This is a genomic window from Anaerobacillus sp. 63XJN7_5_ISO-PGPR-S23-430 (assembly GCF_056173695.1).
The window spans coordinates 2,135,483-2,152,707 of record NZ_CM149686.1 but is presented as its reverse complement, the minus strand read 5'-3'; the positions used below and the strand labels follow the sequence as shown (position 1 = coordinate 2,152,707).

The following is a 17,225-nucleotide window of genomic DNA, read 5'->3' as shown; positions in this document are numbered from 1 at the left end:
TCATCGCAATTGGAGCTACCACTAAAATTTTCTAGAATAAGGTAAATCATTAGATTCAGGAGCCCTACCATAAGAGCCCTTTCTCAAATTAGCTTGTTCATAGATAAATTATAAAATGTTTCCCTGCATACGATCTACGATCCCAAAGTACATCATTAGGCCAGAATTTCACTCTTCTACTTCGTTTTTGAAAAATACTCCTCCCTTCTTTCAAGCATAGTGAATAGTATAGTCATTTCAATTTTTTTACGTAAGTGAACATTTTGTGAAAAATCTCTTGATCATGGTGAGCGATTCGTATTGAATACGATGATGAACATATGCTCACTCTTCCCATCTACTGCCCTAAAACGACTTAGAGCGCTTACTTTTTATTAAGCAAGCGCTCCCCATTTGTTCAAAACATATTCTGTTATTTATCAAAAAAACCATTTAAGTTGACCATTTAGTAATCTCTTTATTAGGAAAAGATTTATGTTCTATTATAAGTGAGTTCATTAATGAACGTCTAACGTTACTCCATTTGGAACCACCCAGCGCTTTTTAAATGCATTTTCTACGAAGGTTTGATCTTCGGCATATTCTCTTATCACATCTTTTATTTCATCAGATTGATAGGAGAAGTTCCGGTTAAATGCTAAGTCCGGATACCCAGAGCCCCTTAACAAATAATCAGAAGAGGCAATTCGATACCACTTTTCTGGATCTAACACCTCATTATTAATCGTAATAGAATGTATTTTCTTTTGATCATGTTGGATCACTGCACCTGATACATGAAGTCGCCCAACATATTTACCTCGGAAGCCTGGCCCCCTGCCATCTGACATACAAACCGAACTATCTAACGAGCTTTCAAGAGCAGCATATAAGTGCTTTCCCTGAATTTCAAAATAAGTCGGATTTAATGGTGAAGGACATATTTCAATGAGCTTTTTATTAGACACAAAATCAACGATTCCCCCATTAGTGATGCCGCTGTTAATTAGTCCGAGGTCACATTCAAAGCGATCTTTTAAACCGTCCGCAATTAAATTCGCCATAGGGTTTTCTTCAAGTACATCATGCCAGAGCGTTTTACTAACTGTGAAAAGTGGTTTACTCAAATTGTCGATCGCTTCTTTCTTACTTGAAAGTAAAATATCTTTAATCTCTTCATCCTCTACCGCTTTTGCTGTTGAGATCGCTCTGGAGGCTAATAAGGTTAAACCATCCTCTGTAACCTCTATTTCTACAATACCAATATGTTCCCCGTACATACCAGCTGAGTTCAGAATGGTGCCATTCACTACTTTAGCTTCATCGTAGAGAACGTGGTCATGTGCGGAAAGAATCAAATCAATCTCATCAATTGCATCGGCAAGTTCAATATCACCTTCAGTGCCAACATGGTTTAGCACAATACAAATATCATAGTTTCCTTTTTGGCTTTCTATCTCTTTCTGAATCGCTTCTATGTAATCTAAAATTTGAAAACCCATCAAATCATTAAATTCCTGCAAATCCGGTGAAGCACCTGTAATCAAAATACGTATCCCTTGCTTTTGTATGATCGTACTACTAAATACCCCTTTGAATGACGCACCGTTTGCTTTAAGAAGATTACAACTAATGAAAGGAACAGGGCTATGTACCGCCATATGCTCTAGCGTTTCATTTCCATTAAACAGTTCATTATTTCCAATCGTAATCGCATCATAACCGGCAGATTGAAGCATCTTCACGGCCGCGATCCCCTGCGTTCCTTGAAGCTCTATACTTTTAAAATCAGCAAAGTCACCACCATCCAAAATTAGTGTGTGGTCATCTGCGTAATCCCTAATAAGTGATGTCGCTTTTGCGAAATTCTCAAAATGACTATGAATATCGTTCGTATGTATGATCGAAAGCTTCATGATTGTCCCCCATTATGTTCGTAATGAACGAATTTAGTGCCAATCTACTATTTCGAAACTAATGAGCGAAATCCTCCTATTAAGCCTTTAACTTTAATAAACTTTTCCTTTTTAAGAAGGAATTGGCTTGAAAGAAAAGAAGATTCACTTAATCATATTGTTAAAGGAGTCGTTATCATGGGTAATATTGGTAATAAGATACAGTTTGGCATATATAAGCAGATGCATGCGCCTGATCCTGATCGCCTTCCAACAAGATATGAAGATTGGGAAAAAAGAGCGAGAGAAGTACTAGAGGATGGTCCTTATGATTATGTGGCTGGAGGGTCTGGTGCTGAAGATACGAAAAATTCGAATCGAGACGCCTTTAAACGTTGGAACATAGTTCCTCGCGTTTTCCGTCACGTTGAAGAACGAAATTTAAAGGTAGGTTTATTCGGTCAGATGCTCCCTTCTCCAATAATGGTTGCTCCAGTAGGAGTTCAATCGATTATCCACCAAGAAGGTGAGCTTGCTTCTGCTAGAGCTGCAGCTTCAATGGGAATACCTTACATTGCAAGCTCAGCATCAAGTCATTCTATGGAAGAGATTGCTGACGCGATGGGCGATGCGCCAAAATGGTTTCAGCTCTACTGGAGTCGCGATCCTGAGATTGCCAAAAGCTTTGTTCAGCGAGCAGAGCATGCTGGATATTCTGCGATTGTTGTAACGCTTGATACACCAATGATGGCCTGGCGAGAATTAGATCTTCAAAATGTCTACTTGCCTTTTCTTATTGGAGAAGGTATTGGCAACTATTTAACTGACCCTGCCTTTCGAGCAGGACTTCACGTTCCGCCTGAAAAAGACGCTATGGGTGCGATTATGCACTGGACAAACGTTTTTGGGAATGCAGGATTAACATGGGAGGATTTAGCAGAACTCAAAAAATACACATCTCTTCCTATCATTTTAAAAGGAATTCTTCATCCAGATGATGCTAAGCTTGCGATTAAATATGGAGCAGATGGAATTATCGTTCCGAATCACGGTGGACGACAAGTGGATGGTGCGATCGCAGCACTGGATGCACTTCCGGCTATTGTTGAAGCTGTTGAGAATCACATTCCGGTATTAATGGATAGCGGGATTAGAAGAGGAGCAGATGTATTTAAAGCCATCGCGCTTGGTGCCGAAGCGGTGCTTGTCGGCAGACCATGTATGTACGCCCTTGCGGTTGGTGGTGAAAATGGTGTGAAACAAGTGCTTTCCAACCTTGTTGCAGATTTTGATCTAACGATGGCCTTATCAGGTTGTCGAGACCTAACTGAAGTAAACAAAGACTTGATCATTCCGGCTAGTCGATAGCAAAATAAGGAACACAGACGTGTTCCTTATTTAATCTTACTTCCATTGAACAGCTTCACTATGTTTATGAACAGCTGCACTTCTTTTTAAGTAAATGACGTAGATCACCATAGAAATGATGACAGATATTCCAGCTGTTAAATAAATATCAGCATATCCAAAAGTAGAAGCAATTAGACCGAAAAACATCGCACCAAGTCCTACACCTAAATCGAAGAAGGAGAAAAAGGTTGCGTTAGCCATACCTTTTCTGTGAAGCGGTGCTTCATTAACAGCCCATGCTTGAAGAGCAGGTTGAACGGAGCCAAATCCTATGCCAAATAACACAGCCGCAAGAATGAGCATAAATTGATTGGCTAATAAAGTTAGATCTACCATAGCCAGTAAAATCAAAAATGCACCTGGAAGAAATATAGCTTTATGACCTTTTCGATCATAGATTTGTCCAGCGAAAGCACGTACGAGCATAAGCGAAACAGCAAATACGACAAAGTACCATTCAATTCCATCAATTCCTAGCTGTTCTGCATACAACGGAAGAAAAGTAGCGATTCCTCCAAAGACCATTGTAATAAAGAAAAGAAGAATAGAAGGCATTAAAGCTGTCTTCTCAAATATATCCCATTTCTTTTTTTCAATCGGTGTTTTATTTGCAGGTTTATAGCGAATAAAGGCAGCGATGATGAATGAAAGTAAACCGGCAGAAGCGGCAATCAAAAACATCGTTTGAAATCCAGAAAGAGCGATTAAGAATAAACCGAGAGCTGGTCCAAATGCCATCGCTAAATTCCCAGCAAGGCCAAAATAACCCATGCCTTCTCCCCTTCGCTTTTGAGGAATCAAGTCAGTTGCAATTGTACCAACCGCGGTTGTAGACATTCCCCAGCCAAGGCCTTGTACTACTCTCATAAGAAACAAAAGAATCAAACTTCCTGTAAACGCATAAGAGCCAACGGAAATGACAAAAACGATTAAGCCAATTAAAAAGATAATTCTTCTTCCGAGTGACTCTAATACATGACCGCTCCACGGTCGTATAAGCAAAGCAGATAATGTGAAAATACCAACAACAAAACCGATAAGCTGGTCGCTCCCACCAAGTTCATTCACAAATAAAGGCAGCGTTGGGAGGGTCATTTGGAATCCTGCAAAAATAAAAAAGTTTGCCATACATATAAAAATAAAGTCCCGCGTCCAGATCTTCTCTTTTTGAAGACCCTGCTGTTTCGCCATACATATTCCTTCTTTCTCTCACATAAGTTCTCTACCATCTTACAACATCACTGTTTTGATTAAGAGTTTTCTGCTCAGACAATGAAAAGCGAAGACTAGCGGTCAGAAACGAATGGATTGGAGCTCTTGAACAGAAACACGCCTTCTGTGTTTTGTGAAAGAGCGAAATCCAGTAGTTTCTGCGAGTCGCAGCTAGACAACGAAAAGCGAAGACGAGCGGTCAGAAACGAATGGATTGGAGCTCTTGAACAGAAAAAACCAGCATCCTTCTGAATGGGACGCTGGTTTTTAGTCATTTCACTCGTAGTTAATAAGTAGCAGATTCAAAGAATTCAAGCCATTCTCCATCAGGTCCTGCGAAGAACAAATATTTTGCACCGTTTGGTAATGTATTGATTTCTTCATCGATAAACGTTACACCAAGGTCATGAAGACGAGTGCGTTCTTGTTCGATATTTTCAACAGTAAAGGCAATGTGATGAACTTTTCCTTCTGCGGGTAAATCAGGATTATAACCTTCTATTAGCTCTACTAAAATTTGCCCGTTTAAACCAAGAAAGGCTAGCTTTTTATCACCATCAGGATGATCGAATTCATCAAGTAACTCTAATCCAATAATCCCTTGATAGAAACCTTTCGAAGCTTCAATATTTCTTACTTGTACCCCGACATGTTCCAGTTTTTGAATCCCCATAAGTCACCAGCTTTCTTTTCATATCGTTATTCCCTGTAACTTTATCACAGTAACGTAAACGAAGAAAAGTAGAAGGAACATTATTCTATTAATCTCGGGGAACAATTTGATTCAATATTTCTCCAGTAAAAAGTGTAGACTCAAGTCTCAAGGCAACTGCGGGTGGAAGGACATCTTTCATCCCTTCAAATGGAACACCAAGCCAAAGCACATTTTGATCAAGCGCTATAAATGGGAATGCCAGACTATGGTCGACATGGTGAGCAATCGGGACTGACTGAACGATCTCTGGTGAAATAATGGACAGCTTACCTTTTGCTTTTTTTAATACGTTCACCCACTCGGCTGTTAACCTTGTTCCCTTAGGAATTGAAATAACGATTTCTTCCGCAGTTTGAATATCTTGAAAAATCATGTCAGTATTCAGTGCGTGGTGCCACTTCAATTTGGGATGCTGATTCTTTACCCACTTTCCTATATGCGTAGGAGAAATTCTCTCTTTTTTTAATAGCTGATGATCAACTAATTGTCGTAGTGTTTTTGATGGAGACATCCGTTTTTGTATATAATCAACATTGCTAATTTGTATAAATTTCCCCTTCGTTCTCGTCATCGCAACATTGATCAGTCTTTCACTATTGTGACCACTCAATAACATGCCAGGACGTGATTCTGGTTCTCCATCTACTGTATCAAACACCATCATATCTCGCTCACTTCCTTGAAAACGATGAACCGTGGCTGAGAGAATGTCAGCCTCAACAAAAGAATGTTTTAAAAGATCGTCTATTAATAAATTCATCATCTTCGCTTGAGCGCGATAAGGGGTAACATAACCAATTGATGACATCCCCGCTTGTAACGCTTCGTAAATTGCCTGAAAAGCTAGAAAAAGCTGCCATAAATTCATTCGTGACTTCGATGAATGTCCCGTCATACAAAAATAGCCAGTATGACTTGTGTCAATTAGAGCAGATGCCATACCTTTAAAAGGAGCTTGGTCTGATATCGGTGCTCTAAGTACGGCAGTTTTCGGATGATCTGTTACAAGTGAATGATAAATTTTATTGTTTGTAAAGTCTGAAATAACCGGGTGCATTCGTCTTTGTTCATTTAACAGAAAGAGTTGAGGATGAAGTTTACCGGTTTCGACAGTTTCAACAATTCCCGAACAGTGAAATACGTCTTCTCTTAACCATTTTGAAACAAGCGGGTGCCGTGCAGACGCTATAGGAGGTAGCTGTTTAAAATCGCCACATATAACAACGCGTTTTCCAAGTGAAGCAGCAAATGCTGCCTGGGGCACATAGGCCATACTCGCTTCATCGATGATCACTACATCTACCCTCTTCCGATAGATATTCTCATCAATAGCGGCTTTTGTTAGTGTTGTGCCTATAATCGTTGCTTCTTTTACAAACTGAGTTTCTTTCCGACGAATCTGCTCTAAAACATTTCCTAATTTTGATTCAAGCTTTAATAACTGATCAGAATCGCGTTTACTAAAGGAATTAGATAAGTCCTCCTTCAGTTTTTTTCGTTCATCAAGAATACTCTCTTTCTCGTTGGCAAGGTCTGGATGCTTCGTCATAAGCAATTGATCTGTAAAAAGCGGCAGATTTGATGAAACATCGCGCTGTTGTCCATACCGCACAATTTTTCCTTCTTCAAATTTCTCTCTATTTTCAGCAAATGAGGCTGTTTCCCGCATTAATACATCAACAGCTTGATTACTATGAGATAAGATCAGGACGCTATTTCCTTTGAAAAAGTGATTTGCAGCGGCTCTTGCTAGATTATGGGTTTTCCCAGTCCCTGGAGGTCCCCACACGTACGTCACTGGGTTATATTTGGTTCGTAGAATCAGCTCATGAAGCCGGCTTTTGATCTTATCATCAGGATGCTTCACAGAATTGGGAGGATTCATTACTCGATTAACCCTAGCTAACCTTCTTTTGCTTTTTTTTATTTCTTCAAGACGCTCATGCAGTTCATCTAGCAGTTCCCATGGGTCATGATAGAGATCTGCCTCTCCAATTCGCTCTCCTAAACCAGCTTCAAGAGCTAGAATGACATTCTTTCCTTCTGAAGACAGTACCCTGCCTTCGCGCTTAATATGTTTCATCTCAAGCCGAACCTTTGATCCAGTTGGGATTTGAATTGGGGTACGTGCATCAAAGTAATACCTAAAATCGTCACCTGAAGACAGCAGCCTTCCATTGACAACTCTAATTGGTCTGCTACCAAATTTTTTAAGGTGTGCAATTTCAGCGCGAAGCGCTAATTGCCATTCATCAATTAATTCTTTCATCTTACATCGCTTCCTTTTATCCGTTCCTTTTTCAATTCCCTAACTATATCACGCTAACGAAAAACTCTCTACATATGTGCTACGTTCTATGATGAGAATGAACATAGTCTAGAAAAACTTCAAGTACTTTTGTTTGAAAGGGAGAGCGCATCAAAATTGAAAACGTCCTTGAATAGGTGAAATTCGGTATTTCCAGAATTTGTAATGTACCAAGTTCTAACTCTTTCCGTATTGTCCACTTCGATAAGATACTTATACCAATTCCAGCTTCGACAGATTCTTTAATTAACTGCGTACTCCCAAAGGCTAGTTTTTGAGTAGGCTCTATATTGAGCTGCTTCCACATCTTCTCTGTAGCTTCTCTCGTCCCAGACCCTTCCTCCCTCACAACCCACATCTCTTGTTCAAGTGTCTTTCCACTGTTCACTTGATGATGTGTTGGTGATGCTACGATAACCATTTCATCCTCAGTGAAGCTATCCACTTGCATGTCCCTAGCAGGATAGTCACCTTCTATGATGCCAACATCAAGTTGGTGTGAGTAGACAAGATCACCAATTTCTCTTGAATTCCCAATCGTTATAGATGGTGTAATTAATGGGTATTTTTCTCTAATAGCTGCAATCACATGTGGAAGGACATATTCACCGTATGTATAACTTGCACCAATTGTAATTTTCCCACTCGCTCGGTTTGTTAGGTCATCCAAAAGATACGTCATCTTTGAATAAAGATTTAAGAATTCTTTCGCATGGTGGTAGACAATTTCTCCTGCCTTGTTCATTTCCACAGATCGGTTGTTTCTTTCTAACAGTTTAGTACCAAGCGCCTCTTCCAGGCTTTTGATATATTGACTAACCGCAGGTTGAGTCATGTGTAACTCCTCTGCCGCTCGAGAGAAATTGCGTTTTTCTACGACTGTAACGAAAACGTGTAACTGCTGATCCACGTCATCACCCCTTACTATAAGTTAATACTTATAGTACATATTCTATTTAATTATTTCACTTATAGCAATAGCTGAAGTAGACTAAAGAAAGAGAAACGGGGGGGACATGATGATTAATACTTTAAGACAACAACAAACTATACCTGAGAAGATGCGATTTTTCCTCGGCATAGCATTTACCTTTTTTATTGCACTATTAGGTTATTTCCTTGCTATGGTGCCAGGCTTTAGTCTTACAGGACAACTCGCATCAGCCATTCTGATCGCAATCGTTTATCGGCAAGTAGCCGGGTATCCCGAATGGTTAAGAAGAGGAATCACTTTTTCATCTAAAAAAATACTTAGGTTCGCCATCATTTTATATGGAATTAAACTAAATGTAAGCCTGATTCTTCAAGATGGATTACCCATATTATTATTAGGCGCGCTTATCATCGTATTTTCTATCTTATCGTCTGTTTGGCTTTCTAAAGTGATGAAAGCTAATACATCCATAACCTTTTTACTTGGTGCTGGTACAGGGATTTGTGGAGCTGCAGCCATTGCAGCAATTGCGCCGATCGTGGAATCTAAAGAAGAGGATACGGCAATTGGAGTGGGGATTATCGCTCTATTTGGAACGGTATTTTCAATCGGATATACGATTCTTCGCCCATTCCTTCCATTAACTGAAAGTCAATATGGAGTATGGTCAGGTATTTCACTACATGAAGTTGCTCACGTTGCATTAGCAGCAGCGCCAGGAGGAGAAACAGCTCTTGCAATGGGGCTCCTTGCAAAGCTAGGAAGAGTCTTTCTCCTCGTGCCAGTTTGTTTTCTTTTCATGTACCTAATGAAACGCAAAAACGCGGGCACAAAACAAAAAGTTGCTTTTCCATGGTTTTTAATCGGGTTTATCTTAATGAGTCTCGCAGGAACTTATCTCCTAGGACCCATTATTCCCTTTTCTGAATCTGCAACAAATGTAGTAACCGAAATAACAACGTGGTGTTTGACGGCTGCTATGGTAGGCCTAGGATTGAGTGTTAGTCTGAAGGATTTGAAAGATAAAGCACTAAAGCCAATGGCCATTATTACAATTGTATCAGTTGCTCTTTCCATTTTTACATTCTTCATCGTAAAATGGTTTTACTAGGCTTCATTTGAATGGTCATCCTCTGTGGATGACCATTTTTTACGAAGGTAATCCACGTAACGAAATACAGTTCTCACAATAAGCGCATGAAGAAGTATTCCTACAATTGTAAGTAAAATAATCACAAATTTACCTACAAAAGAAGTTGGTTCTACTGAAAATCGTCCAACAAAAATGATCGAACCTAATGACCAAACCGCTGCATCTTGAAAAGAATCCACGACAGGTTCATAGAAATAGAATGGAAATGTTGAGACGATAACAAATACAAAACTAGTTAAAAACCACGTTTGAGGAGACATACCCATCGCTTTACCTAGAATGGGATTACTAAATCGCTTGGCGATTGTTTTAATTCGCCATAGTCTATAAAGTCTCGCAAGCTTAGCTCCTTGAAAGATTGAATCTAGCGGAATTAGCGCTATTAAATCAAATGGATGCTTTTTTATATATTCCCATCGATCTTCAGATAAATAAAGAAAGACCGTATAATCAATAAAAAAGACGATCCAAGTGCCGATGAGGATCGCCTGTTGAAAGGGAGATTCATACCAAATCGTTGAAACGGATAAAATCACACATACAAATAAAAGATATTGATACAAACGCTTCAACATTTAATCCCCCTTCCCTTGCTACTCTTTCTTTATGAATATCTAACTTTGAAGTCGTCATAAACAGCTTTGACCGCTGATAGATTGACTTGAAGTTATGACTGAATGGCTATTTTAAATTGCCTCCGTATTAGTAATGTCTACTACTATTATACCAGTCATGTAGATGACCGGCTTCACGATTCGACAATTCAATCTGTTAAATTTCTTTTTTCGATTTTCAACCCTTCAACTCTACCAACCACTAATGCCCCATTACATAAAGGTAGAAGATAATACGATCATCAGTTCATCCTCTATCTTTTCCATTTCTTCTTCATCTAGAAACTTATTAATAATAATTGAAAAAATGAGCGAATTATTCGTTTTAACATATCCAGATAAAGAAGTAACACCAATTAGAGAGCCAGTTTTAGCAAAAACAACGCCTTCTGCTGATGTAGCCCTTAGACGCTCTCGCAAAGTCCCTCCCACTAGCCGATCAGGGATTCCCGCTACAGGAAGTGAGTTCATAAATGATGAGAACCAGGGTTTGCTTTGAAGTTTGAATAAAAGCAAAGATAGCTGATTCGGCTGTATCAAGTTCATTTGTGAAATACCAGAACCATCTCTTAAACACATGTTATCAGGATCTAATCCTTCTTCTCTTAAAAATGTTCTCACAACTTCGAGACCAGCTGAAAAACTTCCTTCTCCCCTAACTTTCCTGCCCATTTCTTTTATAAGAACTTCTGCATGCCCATTATTACTTAGTTTCATAAATGGCAGTAGCAATTCAGAAAGAGGCATGGATTGTTTAGTTAAAAGCGTTTTGATTTCAGTTGACTTATTTTTTAAGGCTTCCTCACTTATGTAAATACCAAGTCCTTTTAAGGAATCTTTAAACAGATGTAGGGCGTAACTATCTGGGCTCCATAACGCAATCCACTTTTTTTCTGGTGGAGCATCCTTCGAAATGGTACCGCTGATTGTAAGCGTATTGGTACCATGCTGACGAATGATATGTAATTCCCCTTCCCCGTGAGAGGGTGAAGTCGTAAGAGCGTTATTCACTAATTGTATATCGTTCGCCGTGGGAGAAATAACTACTTTAGGTGAATCGCCTTCTTCTCCTGGTGAAACCTCAACAATAATGGTTCCTGCGTCATAATCAATATTCGGAGAGATAGTGAGGGCAGAGATTTGAGCACCGTAATACTCATGTTCATCACTCCAAACCATATCTTCTGATAGGTACTGCTCGTCATACCAGGAATAATCACCTATAACATCACCTTGAATACGTTCAATCCCAAGAGCTTTCAATTCTAAAGCAATTTGATCTAAATCTTCCTGTAAAACCGTTGGGTCTCCTTTCCCCTTTAGATAAAGGTTCCCCATTAAACGACCATCCTGTATTTCTCCATCTGTTTGTACCTCAGTGCTGAATCGATAGTCAGCACCAAGTTTCTCTAGAGCTGCCGCCGCTGTAATGAGCTTCATATTTGAAGCGGGCGTCATTCTTAAATCTCCAAAATGGTCGTAGAGAAGCTCTCCACTATGATTACTACGGATGCTTATCCCAGCAATCGCGCCATAAAGACGCTCATCATTTACTATGCTATGTAGAGATTGAGACAATGTCTTTCCGTTATTTATTTTACCACTTCTTTTTTTGCGATATCGACGTCCTAAAAACAAACTAGAAATTAAGGCTCCACAAGCTAGTTTTTTCTTTATACCGATCTTCTACACAACCTTTCCAATTAAAATAGAGCCGAAGCGATGAACATTTCGCACGGCTCTGATCTATGAGACTTCTTTTGTAAGAATATAATGGATAAGCATCATTTGTTTTCTTTCAACTCCTGCTGTTTGTGATTATTGATTACGTAAGATCCGTCTTCTTTAGGATTTTGTTCATCTTTAAGATCAATACCCCATGGATGCGTTAACAGCAAGCTTCCACTTAACGAAACGGTTTGACGTTCTCTCACCATACTCCCCTCCTTTCGCTTATTAATGATCTATTTCGCTATTCGAATGACTTTTTCCTTCTTTTCTGTCTAATTTAAAACTAATGACCTAGAATGCTGTATTATTTGAAGGCATTGAGGAAGAAATAGGGCTATAAAGGGTCTATTTTACTGCTTTTTATCGAAAGTTAGAACGATTTGAATTTGAGCTCGCGCCACCTGAACAATTCAGTGAGTTTAAAAAAGAACCCTCCATTAGGAAGATTCTTCGAATTTTGAAAAGGCATTGCTAGCAAGCATCGAAATCACTGCATCATCCATAGGAGGATTATGCAATCCTGCTCTTACATCCCGATAATAGCGCTGCATAGGATTATCTTTAAATAATGCTCTTGCACCTACAACTCTCATGGCCATATCGACTACATTTGCTGCACTATTGGTTGCGACGTGTTTTACAGCCGCTAACTCAGGGCCCATTTCATTTCTCTTATCGGGTTCTGAAACCCACCGTAACGCAACAGAGTACATCATTTCTCTAGCTCTCATTAACTCCAATTCCATTTCCCCTATTTTCCGTTGAACTTCAGGGACTTCTTTAATAGGACCCGGCAGACTATTTGGTGAATAATGTGATGCGAAAGCAACTGCTTCATTACGAGCAGCAATCGCGACACCAAGATAGCAGGCTGGTATGTGTAAGAGCCAGGCTTTTGGCAGTTCACTTTTGGCAGTATTAGGTCCCTCAATAAGGGCATCTTGCGGTAATTCAACATTTTCTAGGACAAGATCATCACTTCTCGTACCTCTCATCGACATCGTGTCCCATTTTTCTTCAATCGTAACACCAGAAGCTGTCATATCTACAAGGAAGAAGCCTTTTTCTCCTGTCTCTCCAATTTGGGATGAGACAAGTGCATATTGAAGACCTGGCGCCATTGAAGTAAATGATTTACGACCGCTTATAATCCATTTATTCTCTTTAAGTACAGCTTTCGTTTGAGGCATCCCACCACGGGTCGGACTACCAGTTGCAGGTTCAGAAGCCGCCCGGTTAAACAAAGCATTTTCTTCAACGATGAGATGCGAAAGTCTTTCAAATACTTGATCTGTCCAAATTTGTTCTTCTCTCATTTCAAGGATGATTCCAAGATGCCATCCGATTGAAAGTGCTGTAGCAGCATCACCTGTTGCAAGTCGTTCTTGAAGCATCACGTACTCATACAAATTGATGCCCTTACCTCCAAATTTTTCTTGTACAGTTAACGAAAGATATCCAGATTCTTTCAGCTCCTCAAAATTCTCAAAAGGAAAGCGCCCCTCTTGATCAATTTGGTCTGCCCTTGTTGCAAATGAATTCGCAAGATTACTTCCCAATTCAAACAACTGCTTTTGTCGATCGTTTTTAATAAAAGAGTTATAAAGATGATTCATAAACAAACGCCAGCCTTTCCGATTAATCTGTACTTACTATCGTACACTAGAAGAGGAATTAATCTCCAGTAAATCGATCGGAAAAGCGCATTTTTCTATTTTCGATACAAAGGATAGGTGACAGTAGTCGGTACTTCGATCACGATAAGCCTTGTTTTTGCTTCTGCTTGAATGTTCATTTCTTCTAACTCGCTTGCTTCAATAACAAAAAATTCCTTTCCTTCATAAGAAGTCTCGTTTATCCGTCCTCTTCCTTCTAAAACTAAGATGCTTACTGAACGTCCTTTTCCAATGTGTTGTTTATAAATGAATGGATGGCTTATATGGAGATCCCACATATGAACGTCTGTTTCGAGAGCAACAGGAGAGTCGTCACCAAGTATTTCCTTAACACGTACTCCATCGTGAACGTCTATCTGGAACTCTTCATGCTCAAATTGTTGGTAGGTAGGTTTCCGGCGAAGAGCTTCTCTCAAATGAGGTTCAAACCAAATTTGGAACCCTTGCATATCGGGTCCAACAAACCCCTCCTCATGGGATACACCAGAACCTGTCTGCATCACTTGTAAACCACCAGGACCTACGATACTTCTCGTACCTAGTGAATCTCCATGCTCCGCCTTCCCACTGATCACATAAGTAATAATTTCAAAACCTTGATGAGGATGAAGCGGGATGTATCCTTCATGCTCAGACTTCGCCCATGCCCAATAAAATAAAGGACCTACTCGTTTCACTTCAGAGCCTTCACCTGGAAAACCAATTGGTTTCTGTTCTGTGATTTTTCCACCGTCAAATTGGCCTACACCTTGTTGCTCTTCGTTATACCGCTGAATCAACATATAGATCACCACCCTGTATTTATCTCGAATTCGAGATAATTTTATCTTGAATCCAAATTATTGTCAACTCGTATTGTCTACTTTAAACAAGATGTCTTTGTAAGAAAACTCTGGTGTAATGATTAATGTCATTTCTTTAGCATTTCGGTCGATTGCATAAATTAAGACGATTCGAAAAGAACCTCCTCCCTTTATCCAATATTTGTTCCAGCCATCTTGATCAATAATGACAAATTCCTCTGGTTTTATGTAAGAACTGTCTACTTTTAGTTTCGAGTAATATGGCTTAAAATCAATTGCAGCATCATCGAAGTTTTTTGCGTAAATTTCAAATCCAATATATTCTTTTTCTTTTTCTAATTCAGGTAAATCTTCTTGTCCTGGAATTTGATCAACTTCATTTACTTCTAGTCTAAACATTTCCTTCCCATCCATATCTTTTTCAACATAAGGCTCACCTATTTTGTATCCGTTTCCATTCGAGGGTTTTTCTATCTTCTGAATTAAAGCAGACTCTGTTGTTTCTGCCTCTGGGTAATAGTTACGAATCATTGTAAACCAAACCCCTGTAAAAAAACCTACAATTAATAAGATAATCGTTGCTCCGATAATCCATTTCCCCACTCTTTACTCCCCCTTTTAATTGTAGACGAGGCCAAAAAGAAATGGTTGCATACAAAAAGCCGGCACTTTGGCCGGCTTTATTTTAGAAATCAAAGTTATCAGGATCAGGTCCCATTCGTTCATTTTGATTTAGCTCATCAAGAGCTCTAATATTATCTGTTGTTAATTCGAAGTCGAAAACATCAAAATTTTGTTTAATGCGTTCTGGATTCGAAGATTTAGGAATCGTTACGACCTCATGTTCAAGATCCCAACGAATAATCACCTGAGCAGTTGATTTGCCATGCTGCTCAGCAATATCTTTAACCACCTCATGATCCAACAATTTCCCTTGAGCAAGTGGTGACCATGCTTCCATTTGAATGGCATGTTGCTTACAATAGTCTCGAAGCTCTTGTTGATTTAATAGTGGGTGAAATTCAACTTGGTTAACCATTGGCTTAATTTCTGCATCCTTCATTAGATTTTCAAGGTGATTCGGATGGAAATTACTAACGCCAATAGCGCGAATACGACCGTCTTTATAAAGCTTCTCCATAGCTCTCCACGTTTCTTTATACTTTCCTTCTACCGGCCAATGAATTAAGTAAAGATCTAGCGTCTCAATACCAAGTTTTGAAATAGTTTCTTCAAAGGCTTTTATTGTCGATTCATAACCCTGATCATCATTCCATACTTTTGAAGTAATAAAGAGTTCTTCACGCGGGATGCCGTTCTGTTTAATCGCAGCACCAACGCCTTCCTCATTTTTATAAGCTGCTGCTGTGTCGATCGCTTTATACCCAGCGTCAATAGCAGCATTAACCGCGTTTTTCACTTCTTCATTGTTTTCCATTTTCCATACACCTAAGCCAAGTGTTGGCATTTTAATACCGTTGTGTAATGTAGTTGTTGTCCATTGTTTAGCCATTTAAAATCTCCTCCAATTTACTTTGTATCACAATCGAACTGTTCCCCATTTTTTTCAATCTTACACATTTTTATGTAAATGGATATGCGTGCTTAAACGAAATAAGCGAAATAAAAAAAACCATCCAAAAGGATGGCTATATTTTCGTAGGTTTTTGCTTCAATCTAGACTTCTTGTTAAATTGAGCAGTAGGAGACGTTTGAACTTTTTCCTTCTCTGCTTTAGCGTCCTGTTCGAACGCCTGCATGCCTTTTCCAAATAAAAGACTCATTGTTTTCCCTCCTTGTGTAAAGCGTTAGTTCACCATTTCCGATTTTAATTGAGCTAAAACTATAATTTACAAATTTACTCAATAAAATTTTTTATCGCTGCTCTAGAACGTTTGCAGTCTCGTTACAATGAGTCTGAACAGTCATCAACTCATCTAGAGACTGCTGAATACGATCACGATTTTGCCCTTTTTCAACTGTCGAAAGAGCATCCTCTAAATATTTACTCGCTTCTTCAAGAGCCCTACAGCTATCTTGAACATAACCTCGTGCATTTTTCTCCATATGGCACTCCTCCTTTACATTAGTTTCTATCAAAAGGTTATTTTCATACAAAAAAACCAGCCAAGTTGGCTGGTTTTCAGCTTATCTATTTTCCACCTGTTTTTTTAGGTCTTCTAACTCCTGGACAAGCTTCATCACCATCTCGTCACTCCGTTTTAATTCCTTATTCAGAAGAGCAATGGTATCCTCTTCCCATGTAAAAGGGTTACCATTATTAGGTGTAATTGGTATGTCTTTGTAGCATTCACCTGATTCAATCCCAGGTTTAAGTGCGATCATCACTTCACAATTTGGGTCACCAATGGCAATACGTTGTCTAAGATTGACTTCCCCATATTGAAAGTGTCTAGCTGCAATACCGCCAAATACACTAGAAGTCATCATGCAAAGATGAGGCGCATCTTTCACCTGACTACCAAAGGGACACTTGTTTGATTTTACAACAACATAATCCGCTGTAACTTCTGCAATGTAGAATTCCCCACCTATTGCGTTTTTGATATCTACAATAGCATGTGCATAATCGTCAGGAGTCAATGTCGGTTCATCGTAATAAGCTTCTAGCCATTCTCCAGTTCGAATCCCTAATTGTTTAATATACTCTTGTGCTTCAGACCCTATCGCCCTTTGATGAATGTGAGCATATTGCGTAATCAGTTTTCCTAGAAACTTGTTAGCCGTTAGTTGTGACAAGGAGTTCTTTATGTCTTCACCCATTTCAAGTCCTC

17 protein-coding genes are annotated in these 17,225 nt (G+C 39.2%); 2 read left to right on the top strand and 15 right to left on the bottom strand.

Annotation, left to right across the window (positions count from 1 at the left end):
* Positions 1–497 precede the first annotated feature (497 nt).
* A complete protein-coding gene (locus tag AC0VYJ_RS11490; RefSeq protein ID WP_475365205.1) occupies positions 498–1,895 on the bottom strand; it encodes a bifunctional metallophosphatase/5'-nucleotidase in 1,398 nt (465 codons plus the stop codon).
* 177 nt (positions 1,896–2,072) lie between these two features.
* Between AC0VYJ_RS11490 and AC0VYJ_RS11485 the strand changes: the two genes are divergently transcribed.
* Positions 2,073–3,242, top strand: a complete 1,170-nt coding sequence (locus AC0VYJ_RS11485) for a lactate 2-monooxygenase (RefSeq protein ID WP_475365204.1) — start codon at positions 2,073–2,075, stop codon at positions 3,240–3,242.
* A gap of 36 nt (positions 3,243–3,278) precedes the next feature.
* Here the strand turns inward: AC0VYJ_RS11485 and AC0VYJ_RS11480 are convergent, their stop codons facing one another.
* The 4 genes from AC0VYJ_RS11480 to AC0VYJ_RS11465 all read right to left on the bottom strand — a co-directional run bounded on the left by AC0VYJ_RS11480 (position 3,279) and on the right by AC0VYJ_RS11465 (position 8,429).
* A complete protein-coding gene (locus tag AC0VYJ_RS11480; protein WP_430246484.1) occupies positions 3,279–4,475 on the bottom strand; it encodes an MFS transporter in 1,197 nt (398 codons plus the stop codon).
* Positions 4,476–4,782: 307 nt separating this feature from the next.
* Positions 4,783–5,169 carry a VOC family protein gene (locus AC0VYJ_RS11475; RefSeq protein ID WP_475367430.1) on the bottom strand — a complete coding sequence of 129 codons (387 nt, stop codon included), beginning with the start codon at positions 5,167–5,169 and terminating at the stop codon, positions 4,783–4,785.
* A gap of 88 nt (positions 5,170–5,257) precedes the next feature.
* Positions 5,258–7,480 (bottom strand): DEAD/DEAH box helicase, encoded by a 2,223-nt coding sequence (locus tag AC0VYJ_RS11470; protein ID WP_475367429.1) that lies wholly within the window; start codon positions 7,478–7,480, stop codon positions 5,258–5,260.
* A gap of 79 nt (positions 7,481–7,559) precedes the next feature.
* Entirely contained in the window at positions 7,560–8,429 is an 870-nt protein-coding gene (locus AC0VYJ_RS11465) for a LysR substrate-binding domain-containing protein (RefSeq protein ID WP_475367428.1), read from the bottom strand.
* Between the two features lie 106 nt (positions 8,430–8,535).
* On the opposite strand from AC0VYJ_RS11465, the gene AC0VYJ_RS11460 reads away from it, so the two are divergent.
* Positions 8,536–9,564, top strand: coding sequence for a YeiH family protein (locus tag AC0VYJ_RS11460; protein ID WP_475367427.1), 1,029 nt, complete (start codon positions 8,536–8,538; stop codon positions 9,562–9,564).
* On the opposite strand, the gene AC0VYJ_RS11455 is transcribed toward AC0VYJ_RS11460, so the two are convergent.
* The 10 genes from AC0VYJ_RS11455 to AC0VYJ_RS11410 all read right to left on the bottom strand — a co-directional run bounded on the left by AC0VYJ_RS11455 (position 9,561) and on the right by AC0VYJ_RS11410 (position 17,214).
* Positions 9,561–10,181, bottom strand: coding sequence for a hypothetical protein (locus AC0VYJ_RS11455; protein ID WP_430246475.1), 621 nt, complete (start codon positions 10,179–10,181; stop codon positions 9,561–9,563). The genes AC0VYJ_RS11460 and AC0VYJ_RS11455 overlap by 4 nt on opposite strands.
* A 252-nt stretch (positions 10,182–10,433) precedes the next feature.
* Positions 10,434–11,858, bottom strand: a complete 1,425-nt coding sequence (gene dacB, locus AC0VYJ_RS11450; RefSeq protein WP_475367426.1) for a D-alanyl-D-alanine carboxypeptidase/D-alanyl-D-alanine endopeptidase — start codon at positions 11,856–11,858, stop codon at positions 10,434–10,436.
* Positions 11,859–12,004: 146 nt separating this feature from the next.
* On the bottom strand, positions 12,005–12,154 hold the full coding sequence (locus AC0VYJ_RS11445; protein WP_475367425.1) for a hypothetical protein: 150 nt from the start codon (positions 12,152–12,154) through the stop codon (positions 12,005–12,007).
* A 234-nt stretch (positions 12,155–12,388) separates the two neighbouring features.
* Positions 12,389–13,567, bottom strand: coding sequence for an acyl-CoA dehydrogenase family protein (locus AC0VYJ_RS11440; RefSeq protein WP_475367424.1), 1,179 nt, complete (start codon positions 13,565–13,567; stop codon positions 12,389–12,391).
* A 95-nt stretch (positions 13,568–13,662) separates the two neighbouring features.
* On the bottom strand, positions 13,663–14,409 hold the full coding sequence (locus AC0VYJ_RS11435; protein WP_475367423.1) for a pirin family protein: 747 nt from the start codon (positions 14,407–14,409) through the stop codon (positions 13,663–13,665).
* A gap of 63 nt (positions 14,410–14,472) precedes the next feature.
* Positions 14,473–15,033 carry a hypothetical protein gene (locus AC0VYJ_RS11430; protein WP_475367422.1) on the bottom strand — a complete coding sequence of 187 codons (561 nt, stop codon included), beginning with the start codon at positions 15,031–15,033 and terminating at the stop codon, positions 14,473–14,475.
* A gap of 82 nt (positions 15,034–15,115) precedes the next feature.
* Positions 15,116–15,943, bottom strand: coding sequence for an aldo/keto reductase (locus AC0VYJ_RS11425; RefSeq protein ID WP_475367421.1), 828 nt, complete (start codon positions 15,941–15,943; stop codon positions 15,116–15,118).
* A 136-nt stretch (positions 15,944–16,079) separates the two neighbouring features.
* Complete coding sequence (locus AC0VYJ_RS11420; RefSeq protein ID WP_255622435.1) at positions 16,080–16,214, bottom strand: hypothetical protein; 135 nt, start codon at positions 16,212–16,214, stop codon at positions 16,080–16,082.
* A 91-nt stretch (positions 16,215–16,305) separates the two neighbouring features.
* A complete protein-coding gene (locus AC0VYJ_RS11415) occupies positions 16,306–16,497 on the bottom strand; it encodes a hypothetical protein (RefSeq protein ID WP_226613113.1) in 192 nt (63 codons plus the stop codon).
* A gap of 81 nt (positions 16,498–16,578) precedes the next feature.
* Positions 16,579–17,214, bottom strand: a complete 636-nt coding sequence (locus tag AC0VYJ_RS11410) for a methanogen output domain 1-containing protein (RefSeq protein ID WP_475367420.1) — start codon at positions 17,212–17,214, stop codon at positions 16,579–16,581.
* Positions 17,215–17,225: the final 11 nt, after the last annotated feature.